The organism is Cytobacillus gottheilii (assembly GCF_018582665.1).
In the GTDB taxonomy this organism is placed as follows: domain Bacteria; phylum Bacillota; class Bacilli; order Bacillales; family Cytobacillaceae; genus Cytobacillus; species Cytobacillus gottheilii.
Window position 1 is genome coordinate 842,982 of the sequence record NZ_CP071709.1, and the last position, 14,316, is coordinate 857,297.

13 protein-coding genes, 1 pseudogene and 1 riboswitch are annotated in these 14,316 nt (G+C 37.6%); of the genes and pseudogenes, 7 read left to right on the plus strand and 7 right to left on the minus strand.

Features of this window, described 5'->3' with window-relative positions; translation table 11 throughout:
- Nucleotide 1 precedes the first annotated feature (1 nt).
- Entirely contained in the window at nucleotides 2–1,342 is a 1,341-nt protein-coding gene (locus J1899_RS04055) for a TldD/PmbA family protein (RefSeq protein WP_214477791.1), read from the plus strand.
- 382 nt (nucleotides 1,343–1,724) lie between these two features.
- Entirely contained in the window at nucleotides 1,725–2,012 is a 288-nt protein-coding gene (locus J1899_RS04060) for a hypothetical protein (protein ID WP_214477792.1), read from the plus strand.
- Between the two features lie 308 nt (nucleotides 2,013–2,320).
- On the opposite strand, the pseudogene J1899_RS04065 reads toward J1899_RS04060, so the two are convergent.
- Nucleotides 2,321–2,755: pseudogene (locus J1899_RS04065) on the minus strand (peroxiredoxin-like family protein); the annotation flags it as partial.
- A gap of 244 nt (nucleotides 2,756–2,999) precedes the next feature.
- Nucleotides 3,000–3,046, plus strand: a riboswitch (PreQ1 riboswitch).
- A gap of 95 nt (nucleotides 3,047–3,141) precedes the next feature.
- Between J1899_RS04065 and queF the strand changes: the two are divergent.
- The 3 genes from queF (at nucleotide 3,142) to J1899_RS04080 (ending at nucleotide 5,789) form a co-directional block, all read left to right on the plus strand.
- A complete protein-coding gene (queF, locus tag J1899_RS04070) occupies nucleotides 3,142–3,639 on the plus strand; it encodes a preQ(1) synthase (RefSeq protein ID WP_066449650.1) in 498 nt (165 codons plus the stop codon).
- A 339-nt stretch (nucleotides 3,640–3,978) separates the two neighbouring features.
- The gene (locus tag J1899_RS04075) at nucleotides 3,979–5,112 is read left to right on the plus strand and encodes a hypothetical protein (RefSeq protein ID WP_214477794.1); all 1,134 of its coding nucleotides are present in this window, start codon (nucleotides 3,979–3,981) and stop codon (nucleotides 5,110–5,112) included.
- 470 nt (nucleotides 5,113–5,582) lie between these two features.
- Nucleotides 5,583–5,789 carry a hypothetical protein gene (locus tag J1899_RS04080; RefSeq protein WP_156495825.1) on the plus strand — a complete coding sequence of 69 codons (207 nt, stop codon included), beginning with the start codon at nucleotides 5,583–5,585 and terminating at the stop codon, nucleotides 5,787–5,789.
- A 47-nt stretch (nucleotides 5,790–5,836) separates the two neighbouring features.
- Here J1899_RS04080 and J1899_RS04085 read toward each other — a convergent pair whose 3' ends face one another.
- The 4 genes from J1899_RS04085 to J1899_RS04100 all read right to left on the minus strand — a co-directional run bounded on the left by J1899_RS04085 (nucleotide 5,837) and on the right by J1899_RS04100 (nucleotide 10,082).
- Nucleotides 5,837–7,069, minus strand: a complete 1,233-nt coding sequence (locus J1899_RS04085; protein ID WP_214477795.1) for an aminopeptidase — start codon at nucleotides 7,067–7,069, stop codon at nucleotides 5,837–5,839.
- Nucleotides 7,070–7,225: 156 nt separating this feature from the next.
- A complete protein-coding gene (locus J1899_RS04090) occupies nucleotides 7,226–8,521 on the minus strand; it encodes a TRAP transporter large permease (protein ID WP_066449640.1) in 1,296 nt (431 codons plus the stop codon).
- Nucleotides 8,518–9,060 (minus strand): TRAP transporter small permease, encoded by a 543-nt coding sequence (locus J1899_RS04095; protein WP_214477796.1) that lies wholly within the window; start codon nucleotides 9,058–9,060, stop codon nucleotides 8,518–8,520. The genes J1899_RS04090 and J1899_RS04095 overlap by 4 nt, the downstream gene beginning before the upstream one ends.
- Nucleotides 9,061–9,077: 17 nt before the next feature.
- Nucleotides 9,078–10,082 (minus strand): TRAP transporter substrate-binding protein, encoded by a 1,005-nt coding sequence (locus J1899_RS04100; protein WP_066449632.1) that lies wholly within the window; start codon nucleotides 10,080–10,082, stop codon nucleotides 9,078–9,080.
- Between the two features lie 491 nt (nucleotides 10,083–10,573).
- Between J1899_RS04100 and J1899_RS04105 the strand changes: the two genes are divergently transcribed.
- Nucleotides 10,574–11,191, plus strand: a complete 618-nt coding sequence (locus tag J1899_RS04105; RefSeq protein WP_214477797.1) for an HAD family hydrolase — start codon at nucleotides 10,574–10,576, stop codon at nucleotides 11,189–11,191.
- Nucleotides 11,192–11,457: 266 nt separating this feature from the next.
- Here J1899_RS04105 and J1899_RS04110 read toward each other — a convergent pair whose 3' ends face one another.
- Entirely contained in the window at nucleotides 11,458–12,909 is a 1,452-nt protein-coding gene (locus tag J1899_RS04110; RefSeq protein ID WP_214475527.1) for an IS1182 family transposase, read from the minus strand.
- A gap of 380 nt (nucleotides 12,910–13,289) precedes the next feature.
- On the opposite strand from J1899_RS04110, the gene J1899_RS04115 reads away from it, so the two are divergent.
- A complete protein-coding gene (locus J1899_RS04115; protein ID WP_214477798.1) occupies nucleotides 13,290–13,751 on the plus strand; it encodes a hypothetical protein in 462 nt (153 codons plus the stop codon).
- Between the two features lie 90 nt (nucleotides 13,752–13,841).
- Here J1899_RS04115 and J1899_RS04120 read toward each other — a convergent pair whose 3' ends face one another.
- Nucleotides 13,842–14,309, minus strand: coding sequence for a GyrI-like domain-containing protein (locus tag J1899_RS04120; protein ID WP_214477799.1), 468 nt, complete (start codon nucleotides 14,307–14,309; stop codon nucleotides 13,842–13,844).
- Nucleotides 14,310–14,316: the final 7 nt, after the last annotated feature.

A 14,316-nucleotide genomic window follows, 5' to 3' on the forward strand; every position in this document is an offset into this window, starting at 1 on the left:
GATGAGAATAGAAGATTTTCAGGAGAGAGTATTCCAACTTGGAAAACAGCTTGGTTTCACAGATATGGAAATCTATTCGGAAAAAGTAGAGAGTTTAGGCTGTAAGCTTTACAAAGGAGAAATCGATTCATATCAAACATCTGAAACATTAGGCGTTTCTTTTCGGGGAAAAATGGACGGAAAGATGGGCTATGCTTATACAGAAAATACAGATGAAGATTCTGTTCAATATTTGGTTAACGAAGCAAAAGCGAATTCTCTTTTAATTGAAGAGGATGTTCAGGAAGAGATTTTTAAAGGATCAGAACAATATGGCGACCATACCTTTTATTCTGAGGAATTAAACGATGTATCTATTGAGGAGAAAATTGAGTTTTTAAAAGAGATAGAAAAAGAGGTTTATGCTTTTGATGAGCGCGTAACAGGTACAAATACTCTATCTTTAAGCAGCTCAGAAAAGGAAAAAAGATTAGTGAACTCCAACGGACTGGAGCTTAAAGATCGAACAAATCATATTGGCCTCTCCGTATCCGTTATTGTAAAACAAGGAAAAGAAGTGAAAAATGGAGTGTTTTCACGCGTCACTCGAAACTACCATTCACTAGCAGCAAAGAACGTTGCGGAGCATGCTGTAAAAGAGGCGTTGTCTAAGTTGAATGCTGAAAGTGCAGATAGCAAAAATTATTCTGTCATCCTGCGCAATAAAGCTGCCGCAGCTTTACTTCAAACATTTTCACCGATTTTTTCTGCTGAACAGATTCAGAAGGGCCAATCACTTCTAAAGGGGAGATTAGGGCAAAAAGTAGCGGCAGAGCATGTGCATATTGTTGATGATCCATTTTACGGGGATGGAGTTAGAAGCGGAAATTTTGACAGTGAAGGATATGCAACAAGGAAAAAAGATGTCATTAAAGACGGAAACCTCCTTACATTTTTGCATAATAGCATAACAGCGAAAAAGGATAATGTGGAATCTACGGGAAATGCTTATAAAGCATCATATAAAGGAACTATAACAGTCGCACCTTCTAATTTTTATATTATCCCTGCTGAAAAAGATTTGCCTGATCTGGTAGCTCAAGTGGGTGATGGTATCTTGGTAACTTCTTTTTCGGGACTGCATTCAGGAACCAATACTGTTTCCGGTGATTTCTCGATTGCAGCAGGCGGTTTTCTTATCGAAAATGGAGAAATCAAAACAGCACTAAAACAAATGACGGTTGCAGGGAACTTTTTTGACTTGCTTCAGCAAATTGAAGAAGTTGGTTCAGATCTCGAATTTTCGCTTGCATTTGGTTCGCCGTCACTGCTGATTAAGGAGCTGGCAGTCACGATTGAATAAGGGAATGCAAGAAAAGGGAACTGATAATGAACAATTGAATTGAGGAAAATATGAAAAAATAAAATAGGAAGTGAAAAAAAATAAGTTTAGAGTTTTGCGCTCTGAACTTATTTTTTTCGGCATATTATTCTTCTGGATATACTGCACTTTGAAAAACAACTGCTTAAAAGAACATTAACTCTCCTAAATTGAGGTTTTCTTTTGGAATGAGAATGGATATAACGTATTATAGGATGTTAAAGGGAAGGGGAGAATGGGGAGAGCAGTTTAAGCCAAAAGGAATTCAATGGGACCTTGTTACAGAAGAAGAGATGCTGGTATTAAAAGAAATATGGGACCTAATTCAGAATAGGAAATGATAGAGACACAGAGGAGTGATTTGTTGCGGTTTATTGCACAGCATCCTTATATAAAAGTCAGCAGGCAGATCAAATGGACTGAGCAGAAAATCATTGAAGAAGAACTTTCGCTTATACTATATGAAGATCGCATTGAAACACAATTTCATGTTCATTATATAAGAGACGTATGGGATGTTTCCTATAAAAGTACCAGCGCAGGCACGGGGCTGCTTTATTTACATACCAGGAGCGGTGTAAATGCTTTTTATGTGAAACAAAATCCTTCAGAGTTTATTGACCACTTTATAAAAATAAAAGCAAGCTTGTAGAAATTTTTCAATAGCTAAAAAGTGCAAATAAAAAGGTGCATTCCGCTTATGGGAATGCACCTTTTTGGTCCGTATAACGGACATTCAAGGTACGTTTACTGAGGCCGTCCGATTTTAAGTATATCGGTTAAAGACGAGAGTGCCTATCGAGCGCTCTGCAAACCCTCCTTGATCCAAAGCAATGCCAAGACAAGAATCTGAAGTCGCTGTTATGTTCTTCAAGGTGAACCAGTCCCTTCTGCAAGTCGTAATGGCCTTGCATTATTTGTTTACCACCATGAGAAGAGTTAAAACATTTCTCGACAAAATTATTTATGTTTGTCCATAATCTCCATTATTTTTGCAAGGGGTGCATGATTTTCAGGTGATTCGTCAATGTGGTTCCAAAGGACTTTTCCTGAACTAGAATAAACCCAAGTTCCCCCTTGAATATAAACATCTTGTGTCTTCATTGACTCCATAACGAACTTTTTTTGCTTTTCGTCTTCTGGGACAAATCCTTTTACTTTTCCGGTAACAAAACCAAAGGCAGCTTTGGAGAGCAGCTTCCATTTTGGCATTGTCTTATGTCCCATTCCTTTATAGGCAACTCTTGCAGGATCGCCTAAAATCGGAAATGGATAAGGACCAAACTCTTTTAAGAACATGTTGATAAAGCTGCCTTTAGAAGGTGCAATAACAATCAGCTGATAACCGCGCTTTGAAAATTCATCATAATGCTCACGCAACTGCGTGAGATACTGCCTGCAGACAGGTCAGCCAAGATGGCGTACAAACACCACAACACTTGGTTTTCCTTGAATCAATGCTTCTAGAGAGAGTTTTTCTTCAGAATCTGTTCTTTCAAGCAGAAAATTCATGAAAATACCACCTTTCGAATAGATTAGTCAATCATAACGTTATTATTAGATATTTTGAAGTAATTGACACACTATCGAAAGTTTTTTATAGTTATATTGGTATTTTAAAATATGCGTTTCACGCAAAATGAGAGAGGTTCATAGCACTTACCCTCTATAAAAAACTATGGAACGGATGAATTGCATTCAGCCATGTCCATGGAGGGCATGGTTTTTTTATATTCAATTCCCTCATTCCAGCATGAAATGCAATCCAAGGAGGCACTAGCATGACAGGAAGAAAAGATGAAGAATTAGAAGGGGTAACCCTGCTGGGGAATCAAGGGACACAATATTTATTTGAATATTCCCCAGAAATCTTAGAAAGCTTCGATAATAAGCATCCAAACCGTGATTATTTTGTAAAATTTAATTGTCCAGAGTTTACGAGTTTATGCCCTAAAACAGGACAGCCAGACTTCGCGACAATTTATATCAGTTATATACCAGATCAGAAAATGGTGGAAAGCAAATCGCTTAAACTGTATTTGTTCAGCTTCCGCAATCACGGAGATTTTCATGAAGACTGCATGAATATCATTATGAATGACTTAATTGAGCTAATGGATCCGCGTTACATCGAGGTGTGGGGCAAGTTCACGCCTAGAGGCGGCATTTCCATTGATCCTTACACGAACTATGGAAAACCAGGCACAAAATACGAAAAAATGGCTGAGTTCAGATTGATGAACCATGATCTATATCCAGAGACCATTGATAATCGTTAATCTTAATAGAGGCTGAAGGTCCATATTTTAACCAATAATCAAACCAAACATTTTAGCAGATCATTTTTAACTGTTAAATTTGTTTGGTTTTTTAATTGCTTAAGTGCTTCATTTTTGTGTAAAGGTATGTCTTCTCTTTGAGACGGTTTTGTTATTTAGGATAAAGTACATTCAATTTACCTATAAATACTACAAATTTATAATTCTTTTGTAATCTTTGTAATAAATGGGTTTGTGAATTGATTGTCCATTTGTTACACTGATAATTGGTTAAATCTCTGTGAATGTTTAATTATGAGATTACTAAAATATGAATGGATGCTTTATTAGGAGATTATCATGAAAAAATTTTATATAACAGTTTGTTTATTATTGTTGACGGCTTGTTCGTATGACACGATCGCGTCAATTAAATCGGAGACACTTTCTGAAACGGAAGAGGCAAAAGATGCAGCAAAAGAGGAAAAAACAGAACCAGCTGTAATTGCAGAAGGTAAAGAAAAGATGGATACGGTTACTCTTAAAGAGGAATCTCTTTTCAAATTTGAAGTTAAAGATGGCAGTTATGATTATAACGTGTTTGTATACGCTAAAAATGCAGAAAAAAAGGATGTTTTCTATTCTGGCCATTATGCATTTTACCTAGCTGAAAAAGATTCAACGGTAGCTTATAAACAAAATGTTTTAAACGATGAAGAAATACTCACTTTTAAAACAGGGAATGATGAGCAAATTTACCCTTTGAAAATTGGAAAGAAAACGATATTTGCTGTGGCTGAACAAATAGATCAGGTGCATAGCCAATATCTGTTTGCGGGAATTGACAATGGAGAATTAAAGCTAATAAGCAATGGAGAAATCGAATCTTTAAATGATATTACAATCAGAAACATAAACCAAAAATATCTTCAGACAATAAAGCGAGACAGTTCTTCAGATACCATATACTTTACAACATGGGGATTAAATGAAGAGACCCTAAAGCTAGTTGAACAGGACCAAGAAACGATTACAGATAAAGAGAAAGTAGACTTCTGGCTAGATAGTTTAAATGAAAAAAATGCATTCTATTATCCATTTAAAGATTTGGAGCTAAATACAGATCTCTTGGCAAAAGCAAAGCAAGGCATTCCAGTTGGAAGCCCATACCCGCTAGGCACCAATATACAAGAAATAAAAAAGTCTGAACCATATTACATGCGGGAAGGCGTGAAAGAGGAAGGCCCGTATGTCATGTATCCTGAAATCACCTATTATTATAATGCTGAAGACAGTAAGGTGACAGCAGCTGAAATTCCTGGAGAACGTCTAAGAACAACCCTAACTGAGGCAGAAAAGATATTTAAGCAATTCGGAGAAACATTTAAAAACGACACAGGTACATCCATCTATTTAAATACGGAAAAGTATCAAATTGAAGCAGTGGCCGATCATGATGATAAGGTGAAGTTGCTGCGATTAAAAAGAAGATAGCGGATGGTAAAAAATGGCTCGGGTATTGAATTTGCCCGGGCTATTTGTCATACAAAATAATGAGCGGGATAGCAGTATGAGATTCTCAATGCTGTATCATCAGAATAGCAGTATACGGCTAGAATAGATTGAGGCTTATCTTGATTCAGTGGGGAGTGTAGAGAGTGAGATTTTCATGTGTTATGTTTGCTGTTTTAAGTTTTATTAGCTTGATCCTTTTTTTAGTGGGAAATTCAATGACTCCACCCCCTGGAACAATATCTGGGAACGGAAACCCCGCGCTAATTCTGTTTTTTATACTAATCCCAATTCTTATTTGTCTCGTCCTTTTTTCAGTCATTCTTATTCGCTCATACTCTATAAAGAATAAATATTTGTATTTCACCATGATTATTTTAATCCTTCATTTTATTTTAGGGTTTTTATATCAGAGGAAGGAGTTAAATGAATATCGGGAGGTTATTAAGGGTGTGCTGCTTGAGAGGGATGGAATAGCAGATCTTCACTATGTTGAAAGTATGACGGGGTTTTTATCTTATCATGTAAATAATCAATATTTTAATGTAAATACGTTTTTCATGTTTTTAGCTTTTGCCTTATTGAGTGCTATTATCTATCACTTTTGGGATAACTGGGATAAGAAGGGAGAAATGAATGAAAAAGACCAGCCACAATGATGAACAATATGGCCAGCCTTCTGTATAAGATTATTTATGAATAGAACTTAAAACGCCCAATCTCCGTTACGGAATACCGGTTCTTCCTGACCGTCAGCCGTAATGCCATCGATATTCATCTCAGCAGAACCAATCATAAAGTCAACATGTGTTAAGCTTTCGTTTAAGCCATGTTCTGCAAGTTCTTCGCTAGACATTTGCTTGCCGCCTTCAATACAGAAAGCATAAGCACTGCCAATGGCTAAATGGTTTGATGCATTTTCATCGAACAATGTGTTATAGAAAAGCAGGTTTGATTGAGAAATCGGTGAATTATGCGGAACAAGCGCGACCTCGCCAAGATAATGAGAGCCCTCATCTGTATCAACAAGCTGTTTAAGGATTTCTTCTCCTTGCTCTGCTTCTACTTTCGTTATTCTTCCGTTCTCAAAGTAAACAGTGAAGTTGTCAATGATATTACCGCCGTAGCTTAATGGCTTTGTGCTTGCAACCTTGCCGTTTACACCTGTTTTAAAAGGAACAGTAAAGACTTCTTCAGTCGGCATATTGGCCATAAATTCATTGCCGCTTTCATTAATGCTGCCTGCTCCAGCCCAAATATGCTTTTCAGGCAATTCGATTGTTAAGTCAGTTCCAGGAGCAGTGTAGTGCAGTTTTTTATAACGTTTGCCGTTTAAATAGTCTACTTTTGTATGCAGAGTTTCATCATGCTGCTTCCATGCTTCAACAGGATTGTCTAAATCAGAGCGAGTTGCTTTGAAGATGGCATCCCATAATAGACTTACACGCTCTTCTTCAGCTGCCTCCGGGAACACCATGTTTGCCCAGCTTTGCGATGGCACAGCGATTACAGTCCAGCTGACCTTATCGGATTGAATATACTTGCGGAATGGCGCCATTGCTTTTCCGGAAGCCTTCTGGAATGTGCTGATCTTTTCGGATTGAACACCTTTTAGAAGATCAGGACTTGAAGAAACGATAGACATAAAGGCAGCACCGCCTTCAGCAAGCTCCTTCATTTCTTCTGCTCTCCATTTTGGATATTCCTCAAACGCATCCAGTGGAGCAAGCTCATACTTTGTCCGAGTAACACCGTCATCGTTCCAGTTTACAATTACTTCTTTTGCACCTGTTTCATAAGCTTTTTTTACAGCGATGCGTACAAATTCAGCGGCATCAAGTGTTGCCGTAATGACGAGTTTCTGTCCTTTTTGGACATTGACACCGACTTTAACCGCAAGTTCGGCATATTTCTCTAGCGCAGTTTGAAAGTTTGTCATATGTATTGGCTCCTTTGTCAGAATCTTTCCTTATTGTAGCCTGTAATGATAAAAAAATAAATAGAATCGTTTGAGGACCGAAGAGGTGCAAAGCAAATTTCTAATAATGAAAAGGCTGTCCAATACGGACAGCCTTTTAAACTACCTGCATTTCCTTTATAAGTCGAGCAGATTTGGCAGGAACAAGGATATCTGCGGTATATAAGTGACAGCGAGCAAGACTACAAGAATAGCTCCGTAAAAAGGAAGAAGCGGCCTTGTTACCTGCTCAATTTTCACCTTACCGACGCTTGCTCCTACAAACAAGGCACTTCCAACAGGAGGAGTAATGCTCCCGATACATAGATTCATACACATCATAATTCCAAAGTGTACAGGATCCATTCCAAAGGAATTGACAATCGGGAAGAAGATCGGTGTGAAAATAAGTACAGCAGGTGTAATATCCATAAATGTACCAATAAAGAGCAGAATGATATTCATAAGCAACAAAATCACAATTGGATTATCCGTTAAGCTTAGTATTCCTGAAGTAATTGCTTCTGGAATACCTGTAAAGCTCATGACAATAGACAGAATAGAAGATGCTGCTACAAGAAGCATAATGATAGCTGTCATCTCAACTGTTTCCACCAGGATTCTTGGAATATCTTTTAACTTTAATGAACGATAACAAAGCGATAAGATAAAGGAATAAACAACCGCAATGGCCGAACCTTCTGTAGCTGTGAATATTCCTGCAATAATCCCGCCGATAACAATTACAATAAGCAGCAGGCTTGGAATGGCATCCAAAAAGACTTTTAATTTTTCACTAAATGAAATCTTTGCTGAAACCGGGTAGTTTTTCTTCTTTGCAATAACATAAGCAACAATCATGGTTGCAACGGCCCAGAGGATTCCAGGAAGATAGCCGGCAATGAAGAGAGCCGCAACAGAAGTTCCTCCACTCACAAGGGAATAAACAATCAGTAATCCGCTCGGAGGAATTAGAAGTCCCGTCGGAGCAGATGCTACATTGACAGCAGTAGAATATGTACGATCATACCCCTCTTTTTCCTGAAGCGGTGACATCACTCCGCCAATGGCTGCAGCTGCAGCTACGGCACTTCCAGAGATTGAGCCAAATAAGGCATTACCCACCACATTCGTATGTGCGAGAGATCCGGGCATTCTGCCGGAAATAATTTTTGCCAGATTAATTAATCGAATAGCAATTCCGCCGTTATTCATAATGATTCCGGATAAAATAAAAAATGGAATAGCTAGAAGAGAAAAGCTGTCTAATCCAGATACTAATTTTTGTGCACTTGTAAACACGGCCACATCAAACGGAAATAGGATCAGCATAGTAAGAATCGAAGCGCCGGCAATACTAATGGCAATCGGAACACCAATTAACAATAGTAGAAAAAACAGAAATAATAACAGAAGTCCTGCTGTTAGTGTCAATGTAAGCCCTCCTTTTTATTCTGATAGTGAAGGGTCTCAGCTGCTTCTGCTTCTTCTGCATACATTTGGACCTTTTCTTTGGTTATAATTTCATAGATTGAAATGATTGAATACATAACGATTAAAATACCGCTGACAATGAGAGAAAAATAGACGGTGCTCATCGGAATCCCCAATGCTGCCGAATATTGATTTGTAGCAAGGCTGACCGTTTGTGCGCCGCCGATGATCATCACAACGATGGCAAACAGCAGAACGATTCCTTCTGCTAGGATATTGACCTTTCTGGCTTTATCAGATGTAAGCTTAGAGACAAAAAGCTCAATTGCCAGATGTTTCTTGCTGCCAAATGCGTAAGCTGCGCCAAGCATGGAAATCCAAATTAATGAATAGCGTAGAAATTCTTCAGAAATCGTGCTTGGAGAATTTAAAATATATCGGGAAAAAACCTGCCAGACGGCCATAAAGACCATGACCGTCAATAATGTACAGGTGATAAAGATGATTCCCGTATTCATCCATTTTTTAATCTGCTGCAATGAAATGACCTCCCCAGTTATTCTTCTTCCACAAGTTTGCGGATTTCTTTATAGTATTTTGCTGTCTCTTTCTTTTCAGCAAACTCATCATGAAGCGGTTGAACAGCATCCATAAATGGCTGTTTATCAGGAGTACTGAAGTTTACACCCTTATCCTTTGCCCCTTCAATTGCATCTTCAACTGCCTGTTCCCAAACTTCTTTATGAAAGGCTGTTGACTCCTCAGCTGCTTCTGTGATTGCATTCTTTTGTTTTGCACTTAATTGATCCCACTTGCTGTTGTTCATAATCAGAATGTCAGGGACCATGGCGTGTTCACTGTAGCTATACTCCTTCGCTACTTCTCCGTGATTGCTGTCTGTTAAAGCTGTTTCATTGTTTTCTGTCCCATCAATTACGCCTTGCTGCAATGAGGTATAAACCTCTCCATATGGCATCGGAGTAGGAGAGCCGCCCATTAGTTCCACCATTTTTATGGATGTAGGACTCGGCTGCACGCGGATTTTTAAGCCTCTTAAATCATCTGGATGTGTGATTTCTACATTGTCAGTATAAAAATTTCTTGTACCAGAATCATAGAATGTCAGTCCGCTGAATCCAATATCGGAGGTTGTCTGATAGATTTCTTTTGCAATATCACTGTTCATGGCTTGATAGTAATGTTCTTGGCTGTCAAATAAGTAGGGAAGACTGAAAAGAGAATATACTTTAGAAAAGTTTTCAAGTGTGCTTGAACTTACTTTTGCAATATCAATCGCCCCAGTTTGCGTTAATTCAACAGCCTCACGCTCACTGCCTACTTGTCCATTAGGATACAGCTTGATTTTTATGCTGCCATCCGTCTTTTCTTCCACCAATCTGGCAAATTCAACCAGTGACTTATGTACAGGATGTGTTTCCCCCTGATTATGGGCAAGTCTCATCGTAATGGCGCTTTCCTCTTCGGCAGCCTGTGCTACGCATCCGGAAATCACCCCTGCTAGTAATAGAAGAATCATACTGAATGTAATAAACTTTTTCATATATACTCCTCCCTTAAAATGGAATCTATAATTTGGAAATCTTCTAAAAGACCGATACGGATGGGTTTACTAACCGGCTGGTCAGTAGAATGTGCTAGAATCTCAAAGATTGGTATATGGGGCGATAAAGACAAATCTATGAATTTAATTATGTAGGAATAACATTCCCAAAAATTCGTTTAATGAAACAACCTAGAACGAGGGGTCATAAAAAGAGAGACTGTGGAAAATGGATATAGGCCTATTTTAAAGGTTTTTTTACTAGAAGGTGTATTATTTTGTGAAAATTTTGTATTTTATAAATATTATTTAGATATTACCTCTTTTTAAAACAGAAGCAAGCAGATCTTTTTCTGAGGAAAGCTTGAACACGGGAAATAATACTTTAGGAAGATGAATACATGTTTAAAATAGGGTTAAGATGTTTCCTATTTTTTCACCAATCGTTTAGGATGGAGAGAGAATATAATTTTTGAAAGGGGTATTTGAAATTGGACAGTATTATTTTTGATTTAGACGGCACCTTGTGGGATTCTGTAGATTCTATTAAAGTTTCCTGGAACAATGTGATTCAGGCAAATAACCAGATACGAGAAGACCTAACTCGGGAAGACCTTGAAGGGGTAATGGGCCTGCAGATGGATGACATTGCTAAAAAACTATTTCCTGCTCTAGAAGATGAAGTTCGCAGTAAAATTTTAAATGAATGCTTTGAAGTTGAAAATACTTATATAGAAAAACATGGAGGTATCCCTTATAAAAATGTTGAAAACGTCTTAAAGGAGCTTTCCAAAAAATATAAACTTTTCATCGTCAGCAATTGTCAGGAAGGATACATAGAAGCTTTTTATAAATATCATGGACTGGAAAAGTATTTTAATGATTTTGAGAATCCAGGGCGTACGGGTCTTTCAAAAGGAGAGAATATTCAGCTGATCATCAAACGAAATCAGTTATCAAGCCCTGTTTATGTTGGTGATACGGACGGTGACTTAAAAGCGGCAAGATTCGCGGGAATTCCATTTGTATATGCCAAATACGGATTTGGTGAAGTAAGCGAATATGATGAAGTAATTGAGGAATTTGAGGATTTGTTGAAGTTATACTAAATGTCCTTTCCAATGAGTTTAGGTGTTAGATTGAGCCCGTTCCATTGCGCTGCAGACACTCGCTTTCCGCGGGGAGGAAGCTGAGCCTCCTCGTCGCTGTCGCTGAGGGCACTGATTTTCTTATAATTTTATGTTTCTTGTTTAACCCAGTGGGAATCTATAATGAATTTTATAAAGCAAAAAAGCCATTTTCTGTCTTTTATCAGATAGAAAAGTGGCTTTTTCTGTCTTAATACCTTAATTTCTGGGTTGTCTTATCTCTTTAGTCACTTCATTAATTTTAAAATCCGTTTTAGATTGACTGCAAATATGGTTGTGGCCCCTTGAATTTGCATGCCAAATAAACCCGAGGATTTCGCTGTATCATACTCGTGTCCATGCTTCAGTTCACTATTTTTAGCCTCAATCTTATATCGACTTTTAGATAACTCCTTAAATTCATCTGTATTCTGGAACGCCTCTTGGTCTTTATGCTCGGTTGATTTTATGGTGACTGAATATGTTTTTGATTTCGCTCCTTTTTTATAACAGCCTTCTTGGAATGGACAAACCTTACATTTTTCGATATCAAAGAAATATTTCATTCTTTGGTTTCGATCTTGGCCCTTTCTTTCCTCAAATTTCTTTTTGGTCGCTAAATGGCCTGCCTTACACACATACATTCCCGCATCTTTATTAAACGTGAATTCGTCTTCTTTTTTACGGGTACCATGTGTTACGAGTGGATGCAGTTTCGAAACTAGCTCCAACTCTTCTTTCTTCATAAAACGAATATTTTCTTTCTCCGAATATGCCGTATCTCCAATTACCGTTTTAATTTCCATTCCGGTTTCTATGCTTTTCTCCACTAATTCTTGTAGGTATTTTCCATCACTTTTTTCTCCAGTCGTAATCACCGCAGCCGTAATAATCCGTTCATCAGCCATTGCCAGATGTGTTTTATAACCAAAAAAGGAGGATTCTTCAGATTTATGTCCTACTTTGGCATCAGGATCCATGGAAAAACTCAATTGTTCTGTACAATCTTCAACGACTTCTTTTAAAACATTTATTTTCTCTTTTACCGCAGGTATTTCTGAAATTCTTGGCTCTGATTCAATGACCTTTATGAGATCCTGGCAGTAAACGATTTCATCCTCCACATTATTACTAATCGTTTTGGGTGGTAATTTCTCTTTCATCGATTCATCAATCTGATAAACAGATTTCCGTACATTTTTTGATTTTTCCTGTAGGAATTCTTTAACTGACTTTTGATTATAGCGTGATTTTGTGTGAGTGGAGTCGACAATAATCGTTTTACTTTTTATGATTTCTTTCTCTAGCGCAATTTCTACACTTTTGTTTATAAGCATGTCTAATAAATTCATGTCTTGTAGTCGCTGTTTACGAAATTTCGTTAGGGAACTTGGATCAATGACAGGTTCTTCTGGTGCCATTTCAAGAAAATATTTGAATGACATATCATATTTTGAGCGTTCAACAACATCGACATCGGATAAACTAAAGATTGATTTGAGTAAGAGGTATTTGAACATACGAATAGGATGAACGGCATTCCGGCCGTTATTTAAACAATACTTTGATTCTAATTCTTCAAGAATAAAGCTAAAGTCCACAAGATCGTTGATTTTACGTAACATATTGTCTTGAGGAACAACAAGGTCGTATATTTGTGAATATGGGCTGAAACTAAAGGATTGTTGGTTGGAGATCATTGGATTTCACCTGCAATATAATTATTACTTTCATTATAAAACAAAAAGCCAGCGAAACAATGTTTCACTGGCTTTAAAAAGGACTTTTTCAGTGCCCTCGCTGTCGCTCCTGCGGGGTCTCACCCTTTCCTCTACTTCCCGCAGGAGTCGAGTGTCCTCCGCTCCATTGCACTCAGGATTGAAAATAATATATACAAACAATTGATGATAAAAAGTCAATATACCCTAATCATTTGGGTATATATATTTGCAGAAGCACATTATAACGTCGACATCATTATGAAACATTTTCCACTTTCCTTTCGTATAAATTTATAGTAGGACATTTTGGAAACATGTCTTTCTTTTTAAGCATAATTGAACGGGGGTGAGGTGGTTTTATGAAGAAAAAATGGTTTCTCATACCGAGCGGTGCCATAGTGGGTGCGATTGTCTTTTATGCCTATCTGCTGTTTAATCCACCATTAGATGTCGGTGCATTAAGTCATGGAGCAGATAATGATATGTATCTAATCGAAGTGGGGAATAAGGGTTTTTTCAATCTTCAGCCTACAGGTGTTTTAATAAATGATAAGGACCCCCAAAACGTCCAAATGCAAGTAATTCCTAATAATGATGATGAAGCATTTTATATTACTTTTGATATTGAGAATGGTGAAAGGTTTACAGATTTGAATGAAACAATTCTTCCTGCAGGTTCAGGCATACAGGAAAGAATAAACAATAGGGATGAAGATACACTCTCTTATGGAATAACCGTTCACTCCAAAGAACCATTGAATACTGTAACGATCAATTATCGATATGCAGGTATTATGTTTAAAGAAACAATGGATTATTAAATAAGGGAAGGTCGTTCATCTTAAGCCGCACTTCCAAGAAGGCTAATCAGCTTCTTGGAAGCACGGCTGTGACAAAAATAGGAGGTATGCTTACTTTATCTTCACTTCGATCCTGGTCACATACTGGTTAACAAGGCTTGTTTCGTGAAAGTCAATTAAATAGGTTTCGAAAAAATCTCCATCCAGTACATAATGATTTTTGGTTAAGTAATCTGTTAACTTCAGAAGATAGGTATGTGTTTTGGAATAGCTGCCTCTGTAGCAAATTGTTGCATATCGTCCCTTTGGAATAAGCATTGTATAATTAGCTGAATTCTGTTCGAGAAAATAAAATACACTATGATGCAGGGCAGAATCAGAATGAGCATACAGGAAGCTTCCAAACACGAACTGATCTAAGTGGGGAAGTTTTTTTTCGTATTCTTTATATAATTCTTTTAAGGCAAAGTCGATATTGGCACTTTCTATCTGCTTATCAGAACTGGCAATAACATAGCGATCTGGCTGTTCAAGTATAATGCACTCACCTTCACTTACTTCAGTGCTATGTGTAAACAAGTTAATT

Excerpts from the sequence above, each read along its gene's own strand:
- J1899_RS04085 (WP_214477795.1), bottom strand. The coding sequence starts at position 7,069 with ATGACAAACTTTCAAACTGCGCTAGAGAAATATGCCGAACTTGCGGTT.
- J1899_RS04055 (WP_214477791.1), top strand. The coding sequence starts at position 2 with ATGAGAATAGAAGATTTTCAGGAGAGAGTATTCCAACTTGGAAAACAG.
- queF (WP_066449650.1), top strand. The coding sequence starts at position 3,142 with ATGACAGGAAGAAAAGATGAAGAATTAGAAGGGGTAACCCTGCTGGGG.
- J1899_RS04110 (WP_214475527.1), bottom strand. The coding sequence starts at position 12,909 with ATGATCTCCAACCAACAATCCTTTAGTTTCAGCCCATATTCACAAATA.
- J1899_RS04100 (WP_066449632.1), bottom strand. The coding sequence starts at position 10,082 with ATGAAAAAGTTTATTACATTCAGTATGATTCTTCTATTACTAGCAGGG.
- J1899_RS04075 (WP_214477794.1), top strand. The coding sequence starts at position 3,979 with ATGAAAAAATTTTATATAACAGTTTGTTTATTATTGTTGACGGCTTGT.
- J1899_RS04115 (WP_214477798.1), top strand. The coding sequence starts at position 13,290 with ATGAAGAAAAAATGGTTTCTCATACCGAGCGGTGCCATAGTGGGTGCG.